We start from the raw sequence: 21,692 nt of genomic DNA, 5'->3' as shown, positions 1-21,692 counted from the left end.
AACCCGTGGCGGGGCCGGGCTCCTATGATTCTTGCATGGGATCGCGGGAACTAGCGGGCATTGCCGGGCGGCTCTATGCATTGCCCTACGGGGAGTTCGTGGCTGCAAGGACGGCCGCGGCCAAAGAGGTCAGTTCCGTGGGCGTCACCGCGGCCGAGCAGCGTGCCTTGGCGGCCGAAGTCCGTGCCCTGCCCAAGCCGTCGGTGGCGGCATGGGCGGTGAACATGCTGGCGGCGCACAGCCCCGAAATCCTGCGGGAGGTCGCTGGACTGGGAACCTCAATGCAGGCCGCGCAGGACGCCCTGGATGCAGCGGACCTCCGGCGCCTCGCCCAGCAGCGGCGCCAGCTCCTCGCCAGCGCGGTAAAGGCGGCACACGCCCTGGCGGCCCGGCACGGACGGGCCATCAGCGCCGCCGTCGCGACGGAAGTGGAGCAGACCCTGCGGGCCGCCACCGCCGACCCGGGCGCCGCAGCCGCCGTGCAAAGCGGCTGTCTGCTCCGGGGACTCTCGGCGGACGGGGTCGACGTCGTTGATCTCACCGGCGCCGTGGCTGTCCCGGGGAGCCATGCCGCCGCGGCGCCCGGTACTGGAGCCGTGCCGGCAACGGCCGGCGTCCGCGGGACACAGCCGGCGCCCGCCGCCCGCGGGACCGAACCGGCGCACCGGACCGCACGGGGCGGCGGAACTGCCGGCGGAAAGCCGCCAACGGAACAGCCCCGCCTCCGGGCCGTCGGGACGGCACGGGTGACGCCCACGCCGTCGGCGGTGGAACGGGCACGGGCCGGTCTGGAGGCGGCCGAAGTCGCCGCCGCGGAGGCCGGTGAGGAAGCAGGCCGCGCGGCCGCGGAGCTGGCCGAGGCGACGGCGGAGACCACGCTGCTGGCCGATGAGGTGCGCGAACTCAGGCGGCGTCTGGACGCGGCAGAAGCCGGGCTCAAAACGGCCCGGAAGCGTCACGAGCTGGCAGCGGCCCTGGCGCAGCAGACGGCACGGGCCGCCGACCGGCAGCGCCGCAAGGAAGTCCTGGCGCGGGAACGGGTACTGCGGCTCGGCAACACGCCGGAGGAGTGAAGTCTTAGTGTCGGGGGTCGGTTGCACACTGGAATCATGGAGAACAACCAGAATTTCCAGCAGAGTTTCCACCAAGAGGCGGATTTCAACGACGCACAGGACGGCGTTCTGTATTTCGCGGTCACCTACCTGGACACCGACTGCGGCCGGATCCGCACCGAGAGCTTCGATGACGCTGCCGCCGCGGACCGCTTCGCCAGCCGGTGCGTTGCGGGCGAAGACGGCTGGGCCGTGGTCGATGCAATCCCGGCGAAAGAGCGCCGGGCCGCCGCCTGACTCGGTAGTCTTTCCAGACCGGCGCCTGGGTCCGGGCCGTCAGTCTCCGAGCGCGCGGGGTTGGCCGGACACGGTCACGGTCCCGGACGGCGGGAGGGGTCCGGATGCCCGAAGGGCCTCCACCCCGTGCGGGGTGAAGGCCCTGTGCAAACGCCGGCTGGCAGCCGGCGTCGCGGGAGTTGCTTAGGCGAAGTCGGAGACGGCCGGATCCGGACCGATCCGGCCGGCGTCTTCGGCGGAACGGTCCAGCCCGTTGATGGCCTGGATGTCGGTCTCGTCGAGGCTAACGTCCAGGGCCGCGTAGTTCTCCCGGATCCGGGACTCGGTCACCGACTTCGGAATGACCACGTTGCCGATGGCCAGGTGCCACGCGATGACAACCTGGGCCGGGGTGGCGCCGTGCTTGGCGGCAATCTCGGCAATGACAGGGCTTTCGAGGAGCTCGCCGCCCTGGCCCAGCGGCGACCACGCCTGGGTGAGGATGCCCTTGGACGTGTTGAATTCGCGCAGGTCGGCCTGGCTGAAGAACGGGTGCAGCTCGACCTGGTTGATGGCCGGAACCACGCCGGTCTCATCGATCAGGCGCTGCAGGCCCTCCTTGGTGAAGTTGGAGACACCAATGGTCTTGACCCGGCCCTGCTTCTGGAGCTCGATGAGGGCCTTCCAGGTGTCAACGTATTTGTCCTGCTTGGGCTGCATCCAGTGGATCAGGTACAGGTCCAGGGTCTCGAGGCCGAGGCGCTCCATGGATTCCTCGAACGCCTTCAGGGTGGACTCGTAGCCCTGATCCGCGTTCCACAGCTTGGTGGTGATGAAGATTTCCTCGGGCTTAAGGCCGGAACGCTCAATGGCGCGGCCCACGCCTGCTTCGTTGCCGTAGATCTTTGCCGTGTCGATGTGGCGGAAGCCGGCCTCAAACGCCTGGACAACCACCTTTTCGGCCACGTCATCTTCAACCTGCCACACCCCGTAGCCAAGCTGGGGGATAGTGTTGCCGTCATTGAAAGTCAGTTCCGGTGAAAAAGTCATATAAGTATCCTGCCAACTTCGGCGCCCTCCGGCCAGCGACAGGGCGCCGCTAAGCTAGGCGCGTAACCGGGAATACCCGGGAATACCCGGGAAATTCAGGGAATATCGCGAACGCCGGCCACGCCGGGACGGGCCTTCGCCGAAGGCTAAGTCGCGAAGCGGCTCAGGCCGGTGTCGGCCCGCTGCCGGCGGCCTCCGCAAGCCGCCGCTCGGCGTCGTGGACCTGTTCCAGCACGGAATCGGCGCGCCGGCGCACCGACGCGGCACCCGCCGGGACCGGCCCCACGGCGAGCCGGAGCATCGCGGCCGCCTCAGCCGTCATAGCCAGCGAATTGCCAGCCGTCGACAGGGCCCGGTGGACCCCCGCCAGCGGTCCCGGGATATCCAATCCGTTGCTGGGAAACCGTCGCTGGGCCTCCACGCAGACCTGCCGCACCCGGGGCGCGAGCGCGGAGAGCTGGTTGGCGATCTCGACGAGTTCGCCGTACAGCGCCTCGTCCTGGACCCCCTCGAGGACCTGGTGGTAGCGGTCAAGTCCGCGGTTGAACCGGTCATGGGCGCGCCGCCAGAGGCCTTTGCCAAGTTCGGCGTCGTCCCTGCGGCCCTGCAGTGCTGCGCTGAAGAAGCCCAAGGTCGCGCTAAAGGTACTGGCCCGGACCGTGGTCCGGGTCCACGGGTCCGGGCGGCTCCGAGGGATCAGCACCGCGACGCGGTGCTGCGGCCCGGACCGGTTCGCCGTTCTCCCCGATGATGACGCCCGGCGCGATCACAGTTCCGGGGGGCAGCTGGCGCAGCTGCATCTGGGCGTAGGCGTGCTCCCTGGCGGCGTGCTGCGCCGCGATGGCCGTCTGGATGCCGTGGAAGAGTCCCTCAAGCCAGCCGACCAGCTGGGCCTGGGCTATCCTCAGTTCCGCGTCGGAGGGAGTGGCGTTCTCCGGAAAGGGAAGGTTGATCCGTTCGAGCTCCTCAACGAGCTCCGGGGCCAGGCCGTCCTCGAGTTCCTTGATGGAACGGTCGTGGATTTCAGCCAGCCGGACGCGGGCCGCGTCATCCAGCGGCGCGGACCTCACCTCGTCCAGCAACTGCTTGACCATCGTGCCAATCCGCATGACCTTCGCGGGTTGGTCCACAAGGTCCTGAAGTTCGCTCCCCCGGGGCGGCCTGGGCCCGGCACCGGATCCATCGGCGCGGCCGGACGGCACTGCAGCCGGTGAGGCCAAGGGCGTCCCGGGCAGGGCGTCATCCACAGGCGTGCCTTCGACGGGCACGTCGTCCGCAGTTTGGGCGCCGGACTGAGTGTCGTGCTGATCGCTCATGGCTTCATACTCTCACGTGCCCGGCGGCGCGGACCCGGCGTCCGCCGGAAGCGGAAGGGGCGGCGCCGGACACTGTCGTGCCCAACACCGCCCCCTCCCCCGGCCCTAGCGGCAGCTGATCAGCAACACAGTTCAGCTGCACCCGCTCAGCAACACAGTTCAGCAGCACCGCCCCTGCGGGTTGGTGTCCTGCCGGTCGGTCTTCTCACGCCAGAACTCGCGCTCCGTCAGGGGAGGGCTGGTGTGCCCGGAGGCCTCATGGTGCTCCAGGTACTTCTTGTAGGCGTCGGCGCCCAGCACCCCGCCGAGGTACCCGGCAATCCCTCGGAACCCGGCGAGGACCGCGTTCACGCCCGGCTCCGCATCAGTGGTGCCCGGACTTTTCGAGCCGTTCGCCGGCCGGGAGCTGGTTCCACTCGGCCACGAGGTCACGCTCCGCCGCCGTGGGGACAAACCCTGCCGGGGCGAAGACACGGGAGGCCAGGGCGGGGTCTTCGTGCTCGGCGTTGGGCAGCCCCGCGGCCGTGTTCCGCAGCGCCTTGATGGTTGCCACCACTGCCGTGATGATGACGATGATGCTCAGCACCACGAAGATGATCGAGAGCCATCCCTGGATCATCGTGTTGCGGACCACGGCCTCCATGGCGGCCTGGGTCTTGGCAGTGCCGAAGGAGGTCTTGCCGTCCGCCAGCGCCTTGGTGAAGGCTGCATTGTTGGCGAAGTAGCCCACCGCCGGAACAGGCGAGAAGATCTTGTAGAAGCTCGCCGTGATGGTCACGACGGCGGCGAACGCCAGCGGCGCCGCCACAATCCACAGGTACTTCGGGGCGGTGCGTTTGGCAGCAATGGCCAGGCAGACCGAGAGGGCGATGGCCGCGAGCAGCTGGTTGGCGATCCCGAACAGCGGGAACAGGGTGTTGATGCCGCCCAGCGGGTCGGTGACCCCCATCAGCAGGACCGCGCCCCAGGCGGCCACCATGATGGCAGTGCAGAGCCAGGCGCCCGGGCGCCAGGAGTGCTCCTTGAACTTCGGAACGAAGTTGCCGATCGAGTCCTGGAGCATGAAGCGGGCAACGCGGGTGCCGGCGTCGACGGCCGTGAGGATGAAGAGGGCCTCGAACATGATGGCGAAGTGGTACCAGAAAGCCATCATCGCGGTGCCGCCGATGAACTGCTGCATGATGTGGGCAAGGCCGACGGCGAGGGTGGGCGCCCCGCCCGAGCGCGACACGATGCTTTGCTCCCCCACGTCCTTGGCCGTCTGCGCGAGATCACCGGCCGTGATGTTGACGCCGGACAGGCCCAGGCTGTTGACCCACGCGGCCGCGGTCTCGACGGTCCCGCCGGTCAGCGCCACAGGGGCGTTCATGGCGAAGTAGATGCCGCGGTCAATGGAGATTGCGGCCACGAGGGCCATGATGGCCACGAAGGACTCCATGAGCATGCCGCCGTAGCCGATCAGGCGCGTCTGGCGCTCCTTCTCGATCAGCTTCGGCGTGGTGCCGGAGGCGATCAGCGCGTGGAACCCGGACAGTGCGCCGCAGGCGATTGTGACGAACAGGAACGGGAAGAGGGCGCCGGAGAACACCGGACCGTTGTCCCGGCCGGCGAACTCGCTGAAGGCCGGCACGGTGATTTCGGGGCGGACCACGATGATGGCCAGGGCCAGCATCACGATCACGCCGATCTTCATGAACGTGGAGAGATAGTCGCGAGGGGCCAGGAGCAGCCACACGGGCAGGATGGCTGCGATGAAGCCGTAGACGATGAGGCCCCACGCGATGGTGACCTTGTCCAGGTGGAAGAACGCGGCACCCCATTCGGTGCCCGCCACGGCACCGCCGCCGATGATGGCGGCCATGAGCAGCACGAAACCGATCAGGGACACCTCCATGACCTTGCCCGGCCGGATGAAGCGCAAGTACACGCCCATGAAGAGGGCGATCGGGATGGTCATGCCCACCGAGAAGACGCCCCAGGGGCTCTCGCCTAGGGCGTTGACAACCACCAGGGCGAGGATGGCGACGATGATCACCATAATGAGCAGGGTCGCGACGAGGGCGGCCGTGCCGCCGATGACGCCGAGTTCCTCGCGGGCCATCTGGCCCAGGGAACGGCCGCCGCGGCGCATGGAGAAGAACAGGACGAGGTAATCCTGGACGGCGCCGGCAAGGACGACGCCGATGATGATCCAGATCGTGCCGGGCAGGTAGCCCATCTGGGCTGCGATGACCGGGCCCACCAGGGGGCCGGCGCCGGCGATGGCGGCGAAGTGGTGGCCAAAGAGGACGTTGCGGTCCGTGCGGACGTAGTCCTTGCCGTCGGCCTTGTATTCGGCCGGGGTGGCCCGGCGGTCATTGGGCTTGGTCAGGTAACGCTCAATGACCTTGGAGTAGAAGCGGTAGCCGATCAGGTAGGTGCAGACCGACGCGAAAACAAACCAGATGGCGTTGACGGTCTCGCCGCGGACGATTGCGAGCATGAACCAGGCGACGCCGCCCAGCAGCGCGATGGCCGCCCACAGCGCGATCTTGGCGGGCGTCCAGGTGCGGTCCGCGGCGTCGCGGACGGACTCATCCACCGACGTCGGCGGGAGGGACGGGTCCGGAACGGCCCCGTCGTCGAGTTGTGCGGTGCCGTGCGTGCTGGCGCCTCGCATGCTCCCGTGCGTGCTGTCGCCTTGTGTGCCATCTGGCATTGTGCCCATGTCTCCTCCTTGAGAAACCCAACGGGCAGTCCACCGGTACAGAACTGCCCCCCGCACCCTACCAATGCGGCCGGGCCCGGGCGGCAGTCCTGCGCCCGGCGGTGGGGATTGCGCGACGAGCGGTCGGCCGGGCTACGTCTGGAGGTTGCTGAGCTGCATGAGGCGGGCCTCGCAGAGGTCCAGCCAGCGCACTTCGGCTTCGGTCTGGAAGATGAGGGAGTCCAGCACCAGGAGCCGGGCGGTGTCGGCCGGGCGCTGGAGCGCGGCCGTGTCGCGGCGGGACTTGGTGTAGTCCTGCAGCGCCCGGATGGATACCGCCCGCTGTGCCTGGATGATGGCGCCGACGTCGGTCCCGGGAATCGTCAGGCCGAGGGCGAGCTTGATGGCCAGCTCATTCCGGGGCGGATTCGCGCGGGACACCGGGGCTATGAACCAGGCGCCGACTTCAGTCCGGCCGGCCGTCGTGATGCTGTAGATGACGTGCCCGTCGCCGTCGCCGCCGTCTTTGCGGACCAGCCCGTCGCGTTCCAGCCGGTCCAGGGTGGTGTAGACCTGCCCGATGTTCAGCGGCCAGGAGGATCCGGTGCGGTCCTCGAATTCGGTCCTGAGCTGATAGCCATAGCGCGGGCGGTCCTGCAGGAGGGCGAGGAGACTGTGACGGATAGACATGGCGCCCCCCGGAATCGCGAAGTCACGAAATCACACAGCATACACGCGCCCCAAGACGCGTGTATACCGCGTATGGACCCACGTTATCGTCATTGTTGCCCCGGCCGCAAAACCTTGCATGCTCCGACCGGAATAAGTAGGCCCCGACCTGCGGTTTAAGCCGGATCCGGCTTCCCGCTACATGACCAGCAGGACCTTGCCCACGTGATCGCCGGAATCGAAATAGGCGTGTGCGGCGGCGGCCTGGTCCAGCGGGAAGGTCTTGGCCACGAGGGGCCTGATCCTGCCGTCGGTCAGCATCGGCCACACGGCGTCGCGGACGGCGTTCATAATCACGGTCTTTTCCTCGACCGGGCGGGGACGCAGCGCGGTGGCGATGATGGCGGCCCGCTTCCGCAGCAGCTGGCCAAGGTCCAGTTCCGCCTTCGCGCCGCCCTGCAGCCCGATCACCACGAGGCGTCCGTAGTCGGCGAGCGCATCGATGTTCTGCTCGAGGTACTTGGCCCCGACGACGTCGAGGATGACGTCCGCGCCTTTGCCGCCGTTTTGCGCGCGCAGGCTCGCCGGGAAGTTCTCCTCCGCGTAGTTGATGGCGATGTCAGCCCCGAGGAAGGCCTTGGCGGTGCCGACCTTTTCCGCGTTCCCGGCCGTCGTGGCAACCCGGGCGCCCATGGCCTTGGCCAGCTGGATGGCCAAGGTGCCGATACCGCCAGTGGCTCCGTGGATGAGGACAGTTTCGCCCGGCTGCAGCTGCGCCGTCATGATCAGGTTGGAATAGACCGTCGCCGCGACCTCGGGCAACGATGCCGCCGTGACCAGATCCACGCCGTCGGGGATCCTCAGAACCTGGCCCGCGGGCACGGCCACCTGCTGGGCATAGCCGCCGCCGGCGAGCAGCGCCACCACCTTGTCCCCCACGGAAAACGCCTTGGTCACGCCCGGACCGAACCCTGCAATCCGGCCGGAGACCTCCAACCCGGGGATCTCGGAGGCGCCCGGGGGCGGCGGGTAGAAGCCCCTGCGCTGCTGGACGTCGGCACGGTTAAGGCCCGCGGCCACGACGTCGATCAGCACCTCGCCGGGGCCCGCCACCGGGGCCTGGACCTCACGGACTTCCAGGACCTCGGGTCCGCCGGGCTCTGAGATATAGACAGCCTTCATGGAGCACTCCCGATTCCTAACTGGCTCCGCGCACGTTCGCCGCGATCGCCAGGTCCGATCAACATCACTCCCCAGAATATGGCGGGGAGCTGCACACGTCCGCAAGCGCACCGTGTTTATGGTTTTTGTGGCAGCCGACTGCCTATGAAAGACTACTCGTTAGGGAAGGTTGTCCGAGCGGCCGATGGAGCTGGTCTTGAAAACCAGTGTGCGGTGACCCCGTACCAAGAGTTCGAATCTCTTACCTTCCGCGGGAGCGCCGAGTTGGCGCGGTACAGGGGCCGGCCTGGGGCGATCGAAAGATCGTTCCGGCCGGCCTTACTCGTCTCCCGGCCCGGCGTGGCCCTCCCGTCAGCTGGTTGCCCGGCGCCGTTCGATGGTGGCGTCTTCGCTTGCACTCCAGCTGGCGAGGAGGTGCAGCCGTTCGGCTGAGGGCGAGCCCGGCTCGGCGGTGTAGACCATGAGGACCAGGCCCGGCTCCGCGGTGATCGCAAGTTCCTCGTAGGCCAGCGTGAGTTCGCCGGCCACGGGGTGGTGAAAGCGTTTCGTGCCGGACCCGTGGGTGCGCACATTATGGGCGCCCCACAGTGTCCGAAACGTCTCACTGCGGGTCGACAGTTCGCCGACCAGGTCCTGCATCGTGCGGTCGTGGGGGTCGCGGCCGGCTTCAGCGCGCATGATGCCGACGCACATCTCACCGAACAAGTCCCAGTCGGGGTAGAAATCGCGCGAGGCGGGGTCGAGGAACTGGAACCGCGCCAGGTTCGGGGTTCGGCCGCCGTCCCCGATCACCGGAGAGTAGAACGCCCGGCCCAACGCGTTCGTCGCGAGCAGGTTCTGGTACGGGTCGCGGACGAATGCGACGCCCTCGGTGATCGCTTCCAGCGCCCACTGCAGGCTCAGACGCGACCCGGCCTGGACGGTCGCGCGCCTGCGCGGCCGTCCAGGGGCCGGGATGCCGTCTGCGGCGCGGGCCAGGTCGAACAAGTGCGCACGCTCGGTGTCGTCAAGCCGGAGGGCACGGGCGATGGATTCGAGCACGGACGAGGACGCACCGGCGATGGAACCGCGCTCCAGCTTGGCGTAATACTCCACGCTGACGTCGGCGAGGACCGCAACCTCGCTGCGCCTCAATCCAGCCACCCGTCGGTTCGAGCCTGCCGCAAGGCCCGCGTCTGCCGGCGTGAGTCGTGCACGGCGCGACATCAGGAACTCACGCACTTCACCCCGGTTATCCATGCATCAAGGGTAAATCGCTGCGGCCGAACAAGGGGTTCCCTCCCGGTACACGTCTCACCGGGGACTCCCCCGCCCGCGGAAATCGGGCTTGACTGGCCGGAGGGTTGAGCAGTGCTTTCCGGCCTGCGGAACGGTCGACGCCGTCGGGCGGTGCGCCACTTCCTGTGGCTGCGCAGCCACGCTTGACCAACCCCAACGCTGACGCACGAAAGGAACCGCATGACGACCGCCCCCACCCGAACACCGGCGCAGGAAGCCACTGCATTAGGCGACGGCACACCAGAGGACAGCGCCCAAGAAAACAATGCACAGCAAAGACTGCCCCTGACCGCACTCGTGGTCCTGGCCGTCATGGGATTTATCCTTGTCGCCACCGAGACGATGCCCGCCGGCCTGCTTCCTGTCATTGCCGCCGGCCTCCACACCGGCGAAGGTACGGTGGGTCTGCTGGTCAGCGCGTACGCCCTTGGAACGGTCGTCGTCACCATCCCCGCGATCATGCTGACGCGTGGCATGCGACGAAAGCCGCTGCTGCTTGGCGGTATCGCCGGCCTCGTGCTTGCCACTACGGTCACCGCAGTCTCACCCGATGTGACGTTGTCACTCGTGTCACGATTCTTTGCGGGCGCGTTCTCGGGAATCATCTGGGGAATGCTCGCCGCTTACGGGCGCCGCATCAGCCCGCCCCGGTACGCAGGGCTGTCCTTGGCCATCGTGTCCACCGGGGCGCCCCTCGGATTCGCGTTCGGCACCCCGCTCGGCGCCTGGATCGGAACAGCTTTCGATTGGCGCTGGTCGTTCGGTGCCCTGTCCATCCTCGGGGTCATCGTGGCTGCGCTGATCCTCGGATGTGTCCCCGACGCCGACGGCCAACCGCGAGCGTCACGGCTCCCGCTGGGTAGGGTGTTCCGAATCCCCGGCGTCGCCGTCATCCTTGCCGTCATCGTCGCCTGGATGCTCGCCCACAGCACCATCTACACCTACATCGCCCCCTACCTCCGGGCCACCGACACCGGCCTCTCCCCCAGCCTGGTGCTGCTGGTCTACGGCATTGCGTCCGTCCTCGGGGTCGTCGTCACCGGCGCGCTGCTGGACCGCCACCCGAGGCCCCTCCTTCACCTCAGCGTCACCGTGTTTGTCGCTTCCGGACTCATTCTGCTGATCGGACATGCATCGGTAATGGCCATCCTGATCGCCGCCGCGCTATGGGGCCTTACCTTCGGCGGCGCATCAGCCCAAGTCCAGGGACCACTCACCACCGCCGGAGGCGACAACGCCGACGTCGCCAATGCATTCCTGCCGGTCGCCTTCAACCTGGCCATCTTCGGCGCGGGCATTCTCGGCGCGCTCCTCCTGACGCCATTCGACGGGCTGGTGCTCCCGGTCGTCATGATCACCCTCGGCATCACCGCCCTTCTGCTCACCCTCCACGGCCGACGCTCGGCATTCCCGCGCCGGCTCTGACTGGCTATGCATTGAAACTGTCGGTGCCCCGTCATAGTCTCTCTGTGTCTCCACCACAAATCTCCACCAAACACAGAGTCCGGCGGCCGCACGTCCATGGCCGCCACAGAGAGCAGGAGCTCCCATGCCCACACCCGAGCACTCCAACGGCGCACCGTGCTGGATCGACCTCATGACTTCAGATGCAGAGAAGGCCAAGTCGTTCTACGGTGCGCTGTTCGGCTGGACCTACCAGACCGGCGACGAAGCAAAATACGGCGGCTACATCACCGCCTGGAAGGACGGCAAGTCTGTCGCCGGCCTGATGCAGAAGCAGGAGGATCAGGCCGCCTGGCCGGACATGTGGTCCACGTACCTGCGCTCGGAGGACGCCGCCGCCACCGTCAAGGCTGCAACGGAACACGGCGGCCAGGTCTACATGCAGCCCATGGACGTCCCCGAACAGGGCAGCATGGCCATGATCGCCGATGCCACGGGCGCGTCGGTCGGCGTATGGCAGCCGGCTGAGATGAAGGGCTATGAGCTGGCGGCCGAGCCCGGAGCGCCGGCCTGGCATGAGCTCCACACCAAGGACTACGCCGCGGCCGTCAAGTTCTACCAGGACGTATTCGGCTGGGACACCGACGTCATGAGCGACACCCCGGAATTCCGCTACACCACGCTGGGCGCAGGTCCGGCGGCCAAGGCCGGGATCATGGACGCGTCGGCCTATCTCCCCGCCGAGGTCCCGTCCAACTGGCAGGTCTACTTCGCCGTGGAAGACGCCGATGCCTCCATCGAGACGGCAGTGTCCCTCGGCGCCAAGGTGATTGACGGCCCGGATAACACCCCGTTCGGCAGGCTCGCGACGCTGACTGACCCCACCGGCGCGATGTTCAAGATCGTGGCTGACACCGGACAGGGCGAACAGTCCGCCGCGGACGCTTAATCGGCCAGGACTCAAAAGCTCTTCCCACCTAATTACAAAAATTGTTGTAGGAAATACCGGCCAGACCCTTCCTTAAGGGCTACTGGCCGGTATTCTGCTGTGGAGCGTCCGGTGGAGGCACCCGGACACCGCTCACCCGCATCACCAGTCACCATTGCCCGGGGCTTTCGAGCCGCTCCGGGACGGCTGCGGCGCGTCTCGCTGGGGGACGTCCCGCCGAATGCACGTTTAGTCCATACGTTGTTCATTCACCCCTGTTTGGATGGGCCCGGCACGACTTGACCAGGAGTTCCGGCCGGCCACTGTCCGCTGCACCCTGCGGACGCACTGCACCCTGCCTTTTAACTGCACCGCCCTTTACCCGGGGCACCCTAATGAGAGCTTGAGCGGATGAAACAAACACCCTGGAAAACAGCGCTGGGCACAGCGCTGTCGGCGGCGCTGATAGCAGCTCCACTGGCGGCGGCGGCCCCGGCGAATGCCACGGACCCCTCGCCGGCAGCCACCGGAGCCTCGCCGGTGGTCATCAACGAGGCCTACCTCAGCGGCGGCAGCTCCGGCGCGGCCTTCAAGAACAAGTTCGTCGAGCTTTATAACGGCTCCGACGCGCCGGTCTCGCTGGAGGGCTGGAGTCTCCAGTACCGCTCAGCCCCAGGCACCGGGGCACCGAGTTCGGTGGCAGCCCTGGCCGGCAGCATTCCCGCCAAGGGCTACTACCTGCTCAAGGGCGGCAGCAACGGCACAGCCGGCGCCGACCTGCCGGCTGCCGACGCCACCGCCACCGGCTTCAACCCGGCCGGCGGCGGCGGCACGATCGTGCTGGCCAAACAGGCCGCGGCACTCAACCCGCTGCCGACGGGCTCGGTGATCGAACCGGCCAACGTCGCGGACCTCCTCGGCTACGGCACCTCCAACACTTTCGAGGCCCAGGCAGCCGCTGCGCCGTCGGGCAACACCGACGTCAAGAGCCTGAACCGCAGCAGCGGCGCGGACACCAACAACAACGCCGCTGACGTCACCCTCAACGGAGCCATCACGCCGAAAACCGCCAACGGCGCCGCGGGCCCCGTGGACCCGCCCGTGGACCCGCCGGTGGACCCGGGCACTCCCCCCGCCAGCAAGACCATCGCCGAAATCCAGGGCACCGGCACCGCGAGCCCGCTGGCAGGATCCTCCGTCTCCACGCGCGGGCGCGTTACCGCGACGTTCCCCACCGGCGGCTTCGCCGGCTACTACGTCCAGACCCCCGGCACTGGCGGCGATCTCACGCCGGCCAACCACGCGGCGTCGGACGCGGTGTTCGTCTACTCGCCGTCCACGGTCGACTCCGTCAGGATCGGCGACTACGTCGAACTCACCGGCGCCGTCAGTGAATTCTTCGGCATGACGCAGCTGACCGTTGCCGCGGCGGCCGATCTGAAGAAGCTCACCGAGGCCGCCCCCGAGGTCAAGGCCACCGGCTTCGCGCTGCCCGCCGACGAAGCGTTCCGCGAATCCCTGGAGGGCATGCTGTTGACGCCGGAGGGCCCGGTTACCGTCGCGGACAACTTCTCACTGAACCAGTACGGCGAGATCGGCCTGGCCGGCGGCACCACCGCGCTGGAACAGCCCACCGCCGTCGCGCCCTTCGGCTCCGCGGAGTACACCGCCACGATCGCGGCGAATGCCGCCCGCGGCATCAAGCTCGACGACGGCGCCACCACGAACTTCCTCAAGGACGCCGCCACCAAGGCCCAGGTGCTCCCGTACCTGACCACGGCCGATCACGTCCGGGTCGGCGCGCCGGTGACGTTCAAAACCAACGTGGTGCTCAGCTACGCGAACAGCGCCTGGAAGTTCCAGCCCCTGACCCAGCTGACGGCCGCCAACGCGGACACCGTGCAGCCGGCCAGCTTCGGCGCCACCCGGGCCGAGACCCCCGCCGCCGTGGGCGGCAACCTCAAGCTCGCCTCCTTCAACGTGCTGAACTACTTCCCCACCACCGGCGACCAGGTGGCCGGCTGCACGTTCTACCCGGACCGGGACGGCAACCCCATCACGGTCAAGGGCGGCTGCGACGTCCGCGGCGCCGCGAACGCCGAGAACCTCAAGCGGCAGCAGGACAAGATCGTCGCCGCCATCTCCAAGTCCGGGGCCGACGTCGTCACCCTGATGGAGGTCGAAAACTCGGCCCAGTTCGGCAAGACCCGGGACGACGCACTCGCCAAACTGGTGGACGCCCTGAACATCGCCACGCCGGGGATCTGGGACTACGTCCGCACGCCCGCCAACGCACCCCCGCTGGCCGACGAGGACATGATCCGCACCGCGTTCATCTACAAGTTGGCCGCCGCCGAACCAATCGGCGAGTCCATCATCCACAACGACACGGTCGCTTTCGCCAGCGCCCGCAAGCCGATGGCCCAGGTCTTCAAGCCCGTGGGCGCCGCGGATGACAAGAAATTCATCGCGATCGCCAACCACTTCAAGTCCAAGGGTTCCGCCGCCACGCCGGAGGACACCGACAAGGGCCAGGGCGCCTCTAACCTCGCCCGCACCGCCCAGGCCAAGTCCCTGCTGGCGTTTTCCGACGAACTGCAGAAGTCCAAGGGCACCGACAAGGTCTTCCTGATCGGCGACTTCAACTCCTACGCCAAGGAGGACCCGATCAACGTCCTCACGGGCGCCGGGTACGTCAACCAGGACGAGAAGGCGACAAACGCCGACGGTTCCGCCAAGCATTCCTACCTGTTCGGCGGCCTCGTGGGCTCGCTGGACCACATCCTCGCCTCGCCGGCGGCCAACGCCGCCGTCACCGGCGCGGACATCTGGAACATCAACTCCGTGGAGTCCGTGGCGCTGGAGTACAGCCGCTACAACAACAACGTCACCGATTACTACGCTCCGGACCAGTTCCGCGCCAGCGACCACGATCCTGTGGTGGTGGGGCTGGACTTGCCCGTCACCCCGGCCAGCGTGGAGTTGAACTTCCTGGGCATCAACGACTTCCACGGCCGCATCGACTCCAACACCGTGTTCTTCGCGGGGACCATCGAGAAACTGCGCGCCGCTGCCGCCCCGGGCGCCACGGCGTTCATTTCGGCCGGCGACAACATCGGAGCCTCCCTGTTCGCCTCGGCCATCGCCAAGGACCAGCCGACCATTGACGTGCTGAACGCGCTGGAGCTGCGCACCTCCGCGGTGGGCAACCACGAGTTCGACGGCGGCTGGGCTGACCTGCGCGACCGCGTCACCGCCGGCGGGACCAACGCCAAGTTCCCGTACCTGGGCGCCAACGTCTATGCGAAGGGCACCACCACCCCGGTCCTGCCGGAATACACGGTCCTGGACATGAACGGCGTCAAAGTCGCTGTGATCGGCACGGTCACGCAGGAAGTGCCGTCCCTGGTCACGCCGTCGGGCATCGCGGACCTTGAGTTCGGTGACCCCGTTGACGCGATCAACCGGGTCGCGGCGAAGATCAAGGCGGACAAGCTTGCCGACGTCATCATCGTGGAGAACCACGACGGCGCCGGGTCAGGCGCACCCGAGGGCGCCACTTTGGAGCAGGAAATTGCCGCCGGCGGCCCCTTCGCCAAGATGGTCCAGAAGGTCACCCCGGATGTGGCGGCGATCTTCAATGGCCACACCCACAAGCAGTACGCCTGGGACGCCCCCGTCCTGGACGCGGCGGGCCAGCCCACGGGCAAGACCCGCCCGATCGTCCAGACCGGGAACTACGGCGAGTTCATCGGCCAGATTCAGCTGACCATCGACACCAAGACCATGGCTGTGACCGGGTACAAGGCCGCCAACGTCCAGCGCACCACGAGTGCCGCGCAGCCCGCGGCCGATCTCGTGGCCGCCTACCCGCGGGTCGCGGCCGTCAAGGCCATCGTGGACAAGGCTCTGGCCGACGCCGCCGTGGTCGGCAACCAGCCGGTCGGCAAGGTCACCGCGGATATCACGACGGCGTTCGCCGGTTCCCCGGCCGTGCGCGATGACCGGGCCAGCGAGTCCACCCTCGGCAACCTGGTGGCGGACTCCCTGGTGGATGCGCTGAAGGCGCCGGACCTCGGCGCCGCCGAAATCGGCGTCGTCAACCCGGGCGGTCTGCGCAACGAGCTGTACTACGCACCCGACGGCAACATCACGTACGCCGAGGCCAACGCGGTGCTGCCGTTCGTGAACAATCTGTGGACCACGTCCCTCACGGGCGCGCAGTTCAAGACCCTGCTGGAGCAGCAGTGGCAGACCAACCCGGACGGCACGGTTCCCAGCCGCGCGTACCAGCAGCTGGGCCTGTCCAAGAACGTGAACTACACCTACGACGCCGCCCGTGCCGCCGGTGACCGGATCACCTCGATCCGGGTCAATGGTGCACTGATCGACCCGGCGAAGTCCTACCGGATCGGGACGTTCAACTTCCTGGCCACCGGCGGCGACAACTTCCGCATCTTCAAGGAAGGCGCCGGCACTAAGGACTCCGGGCTCGTGGACCGCGACGCGTGGATCAAGTACCTGCAGACTCACAACCCCGTTTCGCCGGACTTCGCCCGCCGCTCCGTGGCCGTCGTGAACACGACGGCGGCCGAGGTCAAGGGCGGCGAACCCGTCACCCTGGCGGTTTCGAAGCTGGATCTCACCTCGCTGGGCAGCCCGGTGAATGCCTCGCTGCGGGCCGAATTCACGGACGCGGCCGGCACCGTGACGGCCCTGGGCACGGTACCGGTGACCGCCGGCGCCGCCACGGTGAACGTGTCGGTCCCCGCCGGCGCCGCCGCCGGCACGGGCACCCTAGTGCTCACCGCCGTCGAATCCGGCACGGTGGTGAAAACGGCGGTGAAGGTCGCTGCCAGCGTCCCCATCCCGCCGAAGTGCACGCCGCCGGTCAAGCCGACCAGGCCCGGGGATGTCGTGGGCCAGGTGAACTACGGGACAGCCATGGCCGCCTACCGGAAGTGCCTCCAGGGCTGATGCCTTAGCCCGGACTTCCTGGTCCCGCACCACGGCACATGCCCTCCCCTGGCCCGCAGCACTGGACATAAGCACCAAGTGTCCACRGCCCGGCCCCACGGGAGGGCATGTCCGTTCYTGAGGGTCGGGCGAGCGGAGGGCATGCCCAYYCCTGGCCCGCAGCACTGGACATAAGCACCAAGTGTCCACGGCCCGGCCCCACGGGAGGGCATGTCCRTTCTTGAGGGTCGGGCGAGCGGAGGGCATGCCCATTCCTGCGCGGCGGGCGGGGCGGACTAGTGGTCCAGGATGTCGCGGGCGATCTCGTCGGCGTCGCGCAGTGTGCGCTGGCCGCTGCGGTAGACCGGGCCGGTCTTCGGCCGGGCCTCGGCGGCGATGGCCGTGCCCCATTGCGTGGCGGAGAGCTGGAGCCCGAGCACGTAAAGCCCTGGTGTCACGGACCCGTTGGCACCCAGCGGGCGGTAAGGATGCGGGACGACGTCCAGCCCGGTGGTCTGCACCGGGGTCCCCTCCACGGTCATCATGAGGCGCGGCCGCACCAGCCCCTCGGCGAGCAACTGTTCCAACAGGGGCGAGGAGTTGACGGCCACGCGGTTAGCCGGGGCCAGCGCCTCGATCATCGCTGCCGCGGACACGGCGCCCGCCACTGCGTTCTCCATCCGCGCCCTCACCGCACCCGCATTCGCCGTCCCCGAAGCGGCACCGATCACGCCGGCACTGCCCACAAAACCGCGGACCCCAGCACCGCCCGCGGCGGCACCACCGACGCCGGCAGGCTCCATTGCGGCACCTTCGGCCCCGCCGTCGGCGCTTTCATCCGTTCCGCCGCCCACCCACGGCGACGCCGCGGTGAATGTCCGGGCCCGGCGATTCACGCCGAATTTGGGGTCCGGGCCCACGAAACGCACGATTCCCGCCCGTGCCAGTGCCGCGAGCTGCGCGGAGCGCAGCGCCGGCGGCCCGCTCGCCAGGCCTTCCACGAATGATTCGAACCAGCCCCGGAGGCCCGCGACCCAGGATTCGTCCGTGATGCCGCTATCGGCCACGGCGGTCTTGAGCACTGCCCGGCCGTGGTGCAGCGCACCGATCGCCATTTTCACGGGGTCGTCCTCGCCAAGGGCCGAGCGCCGGGCGTCGTCGAGCAGGTAGTCGACGACGGCGGCGTCCAGTTCGGCTCTGGAGTCGAACGAGCGCCCGGCCAGGGGCGCCGCGAGGCCGAGCAGGTCCAGGTGGTGGGCGGCCCGGACATGGACGGCAATCACCGATGCCGTGGTGTGCTCCCACTTGGCGGTCGAATGCGCGTGCGGCCGCAAGGACTCGTCCAGGGCGCGCAGGAACTCGGCCGGGTCGGTCAGGATGGCATCGGGCTGCGAGCGCGCGAGCGTTGAGTAGTAGGCCCAGACCGCGTCCCGGTGCAGGAGCGGCCAGAGGTCGTAGTCGAAGGAGGGCCGGATTCCGGAGCCGGCGAACTTCGCGATCGCGTCCTCGGTGCAGTAGCGCAGCTGGACCGTTCCGGGGTAGTAGCCGGTGAGTGTTGCCTTCGCCCGGTAGGGGGTGCCGCGGCGGGAGGCGGCGATGATGAGCGGTTCGCGGCCGGACGGAAGATACGTCAGTTCACCGTTGCCCTCGTCGGCAACGAACCGGCCGCCGCGCCCTTCCGTCAGCTGTCCCATCACGTCAAAGAAGTTCAGGCCCATGCCGCGCACCAGGACCGGTTTGCCGGCCGGAACGGGGGACCAGTCGACGTCGGCGGGCGCCGCCGGCGGCACGTACAGGAGGCCGAGTTCTTCCGCCGCGGAAAGCAGCTCCCGCTGTTCAGGGTTCAACCGCGCGTCGAGGTGGCCCACGGCCAGCACGACGGAGTCGACGGTAAGCACGGTGCCGTCGTCGAGCACGACGTCGAACCGCACCGAAGCTTCCTCCGCGCCGGCCGGCCCGGAGGCGGCGGCAAGCACGGAGGCGGCGGCCGGACCCGCGGCGGCGTGGCGAACGGACGTCGCCGTCGCCGCGTGGAAATCCACGCTGACGCCGGCCGGCAGCACGGTGAGAAGTTCCTCGAGGGTGGACCGCAGGTAACGTCCGTAAAGGGCCCGGCTGGGGAAGTCCGCCTCGCCGAGCCGGGAGACCTCGGCTCGTTCGTCGTCAGTGAGCGAAGGGTTCGGGTGGGCCTGCTGGCGTTCGCGCCACTGGTCGAACGTGTGCCCGGCCAGGGGCGGCGCGAGTTCGGGGTCCTCGGGGACCACTGTGGGATAGAAGGACTGCGTGTTCATCAGGTACAGCCGCGACTGTCCGGGCTGCCAGACGTGCCCCGGGCCCGCCGGATAAGGGTCGACCACGTCGATGTGCAGGGTGCCCGCGGAGCCGGCGGAGGCCCAGTTGGCGAGGAGCCGTTCCAGCACGCTCGTGCCCCGGGGACCGGCGCCTATCACTGCCGTCCGGATGCTTCGAGATATGCCCACGGCATCCAGCGTATCGGCAACCCGGCCGCCGGCTTGCCCTCCGTGTGACTTGCCACTGCCGCACCGATGTTCTTGGATGGGAAAATGACCACCACAGAAGCTGACCACCCGTCCGCGTCCGGCGAGGCCACCGGCGCCTTCCCGGCTGGAGGGACTTCCCCCGAACCCGTCGACGAGAACATCTGGCTGGAGGACATCTACGGCCAGGAGCAGCTGGCGTGGGTCCGTGAACAGAACGCGCGCACCGAGGAGCTCCTCGAGGATGCCGACTACGCCGACCTCGAAGGCCGGATCCTGGAGGTCCTCGACTCCACCGACCGGATCCCCATGGTGGGCAAGCACGGCGAGTGGTACTACAACTTCTGGAAGGACCGGGACAACCCCAGGGGCCTGTGGCGGCGCACCAGCTGGGACAGCTACCGGGCCGGAACCCCACAGTGGGATGTCCTGCTGGATGTCGACGCCCTCGCCGCCGCCGAAGGCCAGGACTGGGTCTTCCACGGCGCCAACTTCCTCCGCCCGGCCCCGGGTGAACCCCACCTGCGGGCGCTGCTGGCCTTCTCCCCCGACGGCGGGGACGCGAACCGCCACCGGGAGTTCGACGTCGAGGCCCGCGGCTTCGTGGACCCGGCCGACGGCGGCTTCGACCTCCCGACCGGCAAGGGCAACGCGTCCTGGCTGGACGGGGACACCCTGCTGGTCGCCACCACCGCCCAGGACCTGCCGCGGACCACCTCGTCCTATGCCCGCACCGGGGTAAAGCTGCGCCGCGGCGGCTTCCTGGCGGAGGCTGAGCAGATCTTCGACATTCCCGAGGACCACATGATGGCGATCGTGGCCCACGACTCCACTCCGGGCTTCGAACGCACGTTTGCCGTCGACTGGATCAGTTTTTTCGAGAAGAACACCTCGGTGCTGCGCGATGGTGCGTGGGTGCAGATCGACGTGCCGGCAGACGTGAACCTGAGCTCGCACCGCGAATGGCTGCTGTTCCGCCCGCAGCGTGACTGGACCGTCAACGGCACCACCCACCCGGCGGGCTCCCTGCTCGCGGCCGGGTTCGAGGACTTCCTCGCCGGCTCCCGGGACCTCGCCGTGCTCTTCACGCCCGATCCGCACACCTCCCTGCAGTCCTGGAGCTGGACGCGGGACTTCCTGCTGCTGAACCTGCTCCGGGACGTGTCCTCGGAGATCCACGTCCTGGATCCGCGGCGCCCGGGCACGGACGCCGCGTGGGCGGCCACCGTGCTGGACGCCTGCCCGCCCCTGCACGACGTCAATGCTTTCGCGGTGGATGATGAGGATGACGCCGAGGGCACGGACGACGACGGTACCGGCGGCTCCGCCTCGGTCGCCGAGGGCGAAGCGGCGGGCGCCGGGAACGACTTCTGGCTGGTGGCCACCGGCTTCACGACGCCGACCACCCTGACCCGCGGGACGCTCACCCGCGACGGCGGATCGGTAACCAGCACGCACGAGGTGATCCGGACCTCGCCGTCGTTCTTCAACGAGGCCGGCTACGAAGTCGAGCAGCACTTCGCCGCCTCCAGCGACGGCACGAAGATTCCGTACTTCCAGGTGGCCGCCAAGGACCTGGTGCTGGACGGCCAGAACCCGACCCAGCTTTCCGGCTACGGCGGCTTCGAGATTTCGCGGACGCCGGCGTACAGCGGCGCGATCGGCCGGGCGTGGCTGGAGCGGCGTACCGCGGAGGCCAGCGGCGCCGAGGGCGAGGGCACGCACCGCCGCGGCGGCGTCTACGTGGTGGCGAACATCCGCGGCGGCGGCGAGTACGGGCCGGACTGGCACCGCGCCGCGCTGCAGGGCAACCGCCACCGTGCATACGAGGACTTCGCCGCCGTCGCGAAGGACCTGATCTCCCGCGGCGTCACGTCCCGCCAGCGGCTCGGCTGCGTGGGCGGCTCCAACGGCGGGCTGCTGGTGGGCAACATGCTCACGCAGTACCCGGAGCTGTTCGGCGCCGTGTCCTGCGGGGTCCCGCTCCTGGACATGCGCCGGTACACGAAGCTGTCCGCGGGCTATTCGTGGATCGGCGAATACGGCGACCCCGACGTGCCGGAACAGTGGGAGTTCCTGAAGACGTTCTCCCCGTACCACCTGCTCAAGGACGGCGTGGACTACCCGGAGACGTTTATCTGGACGGCGACCTCGGATGACCGGGTGGGGCCGGTCCAGGCCCGGAAGATGGCGGCCCGCATGCAGGCCATGGGCATCCCCAATGTCTGGTTCCACGAGGCCCTCGAGGGCGGCCACGCGGGGGCCTCGGACAACCGGCAGGCCGCGGCCCTGCAGAGCCGCAGCCAGCATTTCCTGTGGCGGGCCCTGGCCGGCCAGGAGGCCTGATCCCGCCCCTCCGAAAGCCATGAGCATCGCGGGGTCACTTCGCGCCCATCC

At 68.4% G+C, this 21,692-nt stretch carries 15 protein-coding genes and 1 tRNA gene; 7 read left to right on the top strand and 9 right to left on the bottom strand.

What is annotated here, in order from left to right; all coding sequences use genetic code 11:
* Window positions 1-35: 35 nt before the first annotated feature.
* The gene (locus AC1DXI_RS14440) at window positions 36-1,073 is read left to right on the top strand and encodes a hypothetical protein (protein WP_476939214.1); all 1,038 of its coding nucleotides are present in this window, start codon (window positions 36-38) and stop codon (window positions 1,071-1,073) included.
* A gap of 36 nt (window positions 1,074-1,109) precedes the next feature.
* Window positions 1,110-1,349 (top strand): hypothetical protein, encoded by a 240-nt coding sequence (locus AC1DXI_RS14435; protein WP_370118091.1) that lies wholly within the window; start codon window positions 1,110-1,112, stop codon window positions 1,347-1,349.
* 183 nt (window positions 1,350-1,532) lie between these two features.
* Here AC1DXI_RS14435 and AC1DXI_RS14430 read toward each other — a convergent pair whose 3' ends face one another.
* The 7 genes from AC1DXI_RS14430 to AC1DXI_RS14400 form a co-directional block, all read right to left on the bottom strand.
* Window positions 1,533-2,378 carry an aldo/keto reductase gene (locus AC1DXI_RS14430; RefSeq protein ID WP_018774231.1) on the bottom strand — a complete coding sequence of 282 codons (846 nt, stop codon included), beginning with the start codon at window positions 2,376-2,378 and terminating at the stop codon, window positions 1,533-1,535.
* Window positions 2,379-2,541: 163 nt separating this feature from the next.
* On the bottom strand, window positions 2,542-3,009 hold the full coding sequence (locus AC1DXI_RS14425) for a hypothetical protein (protein WP_476939213.1): 468 nt from the start codon (window positions 3,007-3,009) through the stop codon (window positions 2,542-2,544).
* A gap of 7 nt (window positions 3,010-3,016) precedes the next feature.
* Window positions 3,017-3,694: a bacterial proteasome activator family protein gene (locus AC1DXI_RS14420; protein WP_476939212.1), complete on the bottom strand. Its 678-nt coding sequence runs from the start codon at window positions 3,692-3,694 to the stop codon at window positions 3,017-3,019.
* 159 nt (window positions 3,695-3,853) lie between these two features.
* Window positions 3,854-4,045, bottom strand: a complete 192-nt coding sequence (locus tag AC1DXI_RS14415) for a YbdD/YjiX family protein (protein WP_476939211.1) — start codon at window positions 4,043-4,045, stop codon at window positions 3,854-3,856.
* A gap of 13 nt (window positions 4,046-4,058) precedes the next feature.
* Window positions 4,059-6,353 (bottom strand): carbon starvation CstA family protein, encoded by a 2,295-nt coding sequence (locus tag AC1DXI_RS14410; RefSeq protein ID WP_476939237.1) that lies wholly within the window; start codon window positions 6,351-6,353, stop codon window positions 4,059-4,061.
* 180 nt (window positions 6,354-6,533) lie between these two features.
* Window positions 6,534-7,070: a PadR family transcriptional regulator gene (locus AC1DXI_RS14405; protein ID WP_476939210.1), complete on the bottom strand. Its 537-nt coding sequence runs from the start codon at window positions 7,068-7,070 to the stop codon at window positions 6,534-6,536.
* A 177-nt stretch (window positions 7,071-7,247) separates the two neighbouring features.
* On the bottom strand, window positions 7,248-8,231 hold the full coding sequence (locus AC1DXI_RS14400; RefSeq protein ID WP_476939209.1) for an NAD(P)H-quinone oxidoreductase: 984 nt from the start codon (window positions 8,229-8,231) through the stop codon (window positions 7,248-7,250).
* A 163-nt stretch (window positions 8,232-8,394) separates the two neighbouring features.
* Here AC1DXI_RS14400 and AC1DXI_RS14395 point away from each other — a divergent pair.
* Window positions 8,395-8,482 (top strand) — tRNA-Ser (locus tag AC1DXI_RS14395).
* A gap of 100 nt (window positions 8,483-8,582) precedes the next feature.
* Here the strand turns inward: AC1DXI_RS14395 and AC1DXI_RS14390 are convergent.
* The gene (locus AC1DXI_RS14390) at window positions 8,583-9,470 is read right to left on the bottom strand and encodes a helix-turn-helix transcriptional regulator (RefSeq protein WP_476939208.1); all 888 of its coding nucleotides are present in this window, start codon (window positions 9,468-9,470) and stop codon (window positions 8,583-8,585) included.
* Window positions 9,471-9,689: 219 nt separating this feature from the next.
* On the opposite strand from AC1DXI_RS14390, the gene AC1DXI_RS14385 reads away from it, so the two are divergent.
* From AC1DXI_RS14385 to AC1DXI_RS14375, 3 genes are all read left to right on the top strand, one after another.
* Window positions 9,690-10,934 (top strand): MFS transporter, encoded by a 1,245-nt coding sequence (locus tag AC1DXI_RS14385; RefSeq protein ID WP_476939207.1) that lies wholly within the window; start codon window positions 9,690-9,692, stop codon window positions 10,932-10,934.
* Between the two features lie 124 nt (window positions 10,935-11,058).
* The gene (locus tag AC1DXI_RS14380) at window positions 11,059-11,862 is read left to right on the top strand and encodes a VOC family protein (RefSeq protein ID WP_476939206.1); all 804 of its coding nucleotides are present in this window, start codon (window positions 11,059-11,061) and stop codon (window positions 11,860-11,862) included.
* 390 nt (window positions 11,863-12,252) lie between these two features.
* Window positions 12,253-16,818 (top strand): ExeM/NucH family extracellular endonuclease, encoded by a 4,566-nt coding sequence (locus tag AC1DXI_RS14375; RefSeq protein ID WP_476939205.1) that lies wholly within the window; start codon window positions 12,253-12,255, stop codon window positions 16,816-16,818.
* A 275-nt stretch (window positions 16,819-17,093) separates the two neighbouring features.
* On the opposite strand, the gene AC1DXI_RS14370 is transcribed toward AC1DXI_RS14375, so the two are convergent.
* Window positions 17,094-19,277 (bottom strand): FAD/NAD(P)-binding protein, encoded by a 2,184-nt coding sequence (locus tag AC1DXI_RS14370; RefSeq protein ID WP_476939204.1) that lies wholly within the window; start codon window positions 19,275-19,277, stop codon window positions 17,094-17,096.
* Window positions 19,278-19,361: 84 nt separating this feature from the next.
* Between AC1DXI_RS14370 and AC1DXI_RS14365 the strand changes: the two genes are divergently transcribed.
* Entirely contained in the window at window positions 19,362-21,641 is a 2,280-nt protein-coding gene (locus AC1DXI_RS14365) for a prolyl oligopeptidase family serine peptidase (protein WP_476939203.1), read from the top strand.
* Window positions 21,642-21,692: the final 51 nt, after the last annotated feature.

The organism is Arthrobacter sp. P1_H7 (assembly GCF_056405215.1).
Note: the sequence above shows the minus strand (reverse complement) of the source record. Positions and strands in the feature narration are given on the sequence as shown.

Coding starts and splice junctions, on each gene's coding strand:
- AC1DXI_RS14380 (WP_476939206.1), top strand. CDS start 11,059: ATGCCCACACCCGAGCACTCCAACGGCGCACCGTGCTGGATCGACCTC.
- AC1DXI_RS14400 (WP_476939209.1), bottom strand. CDS start 8,231: ATGAAGGCTGTCTATATCTCAGAGCCCGGCGGACCCGAGGTCCTGGAA.
- AC1DXI_RS14405 (WP_476939210.1), bottom strand. CDS start 7,070: ATGTCTATCCGTCACAGTCTCCTCGCCCTCCTGCAGGACCGCCCGCGC.
- AC1DXI_RS14435 (WP_370118091.1), top strand. CDS start 1,110: ATGGAGAACAACCAGAATTTCCAGCAGAGTTTCCACCAAGAGGCGGAT.
- AC1DXI_RS14385 (WP_476939207.1), top strand. CDS start 9,690: ATGACGACCGCCCCCACCCGAACACCGGCGCAGGAAGCCACTGCATTA.
- AC1DXI_RS14390 (WP_476939208.1), bottom strand. CDS start 9,470: ATGGATAACCGGGGTGAAGTGCGTGAGTTCCTGATGTCGCGCCGTGCA.
- AC1DXI_RS14420 (WP_476939212.1), bottom strand. CDS start 3,694: ATGAGCGATCAGCACGACACTCAGTCCGGCGCCCAAACTGCGGACGAC.
- AC1DXI_RS14440 (WP_476939214.1), top strand. CDS start 36: ATGGGATCGCGGGAACTAGCGGGCATTGCCGGGCGGCTCTATGCATTG.
- AC1DXI_RS14430 (WP_018774231.1), bottom strand. CDS start 2,378: ATGACTTTTTCACCGGAACTGACTTTCAATGACGGCAACACTATCCCC.
- AC1DXI_RS14410 (WP_476939237.1), bottom strand. CDS start 6,353: ATGCGAGGCGCCAGCACGCACGGCACCGCACAACTCGACGACGGGGCC.
- AC1DXI_RS14375 (WP_476939205.1), top strand. CDS start 12,253: ATGAAACAAACACCCTGGAAAACAGCGCTGGGCACAGCGCTGTCGGCG.
- AC1DXI_RS14365 (WP_476939203.1), top strand. CDS start 19,362: ATGACCACCACAGAAGCTGACCACCCGTCCGCGTCCGGCGAGGCCACC.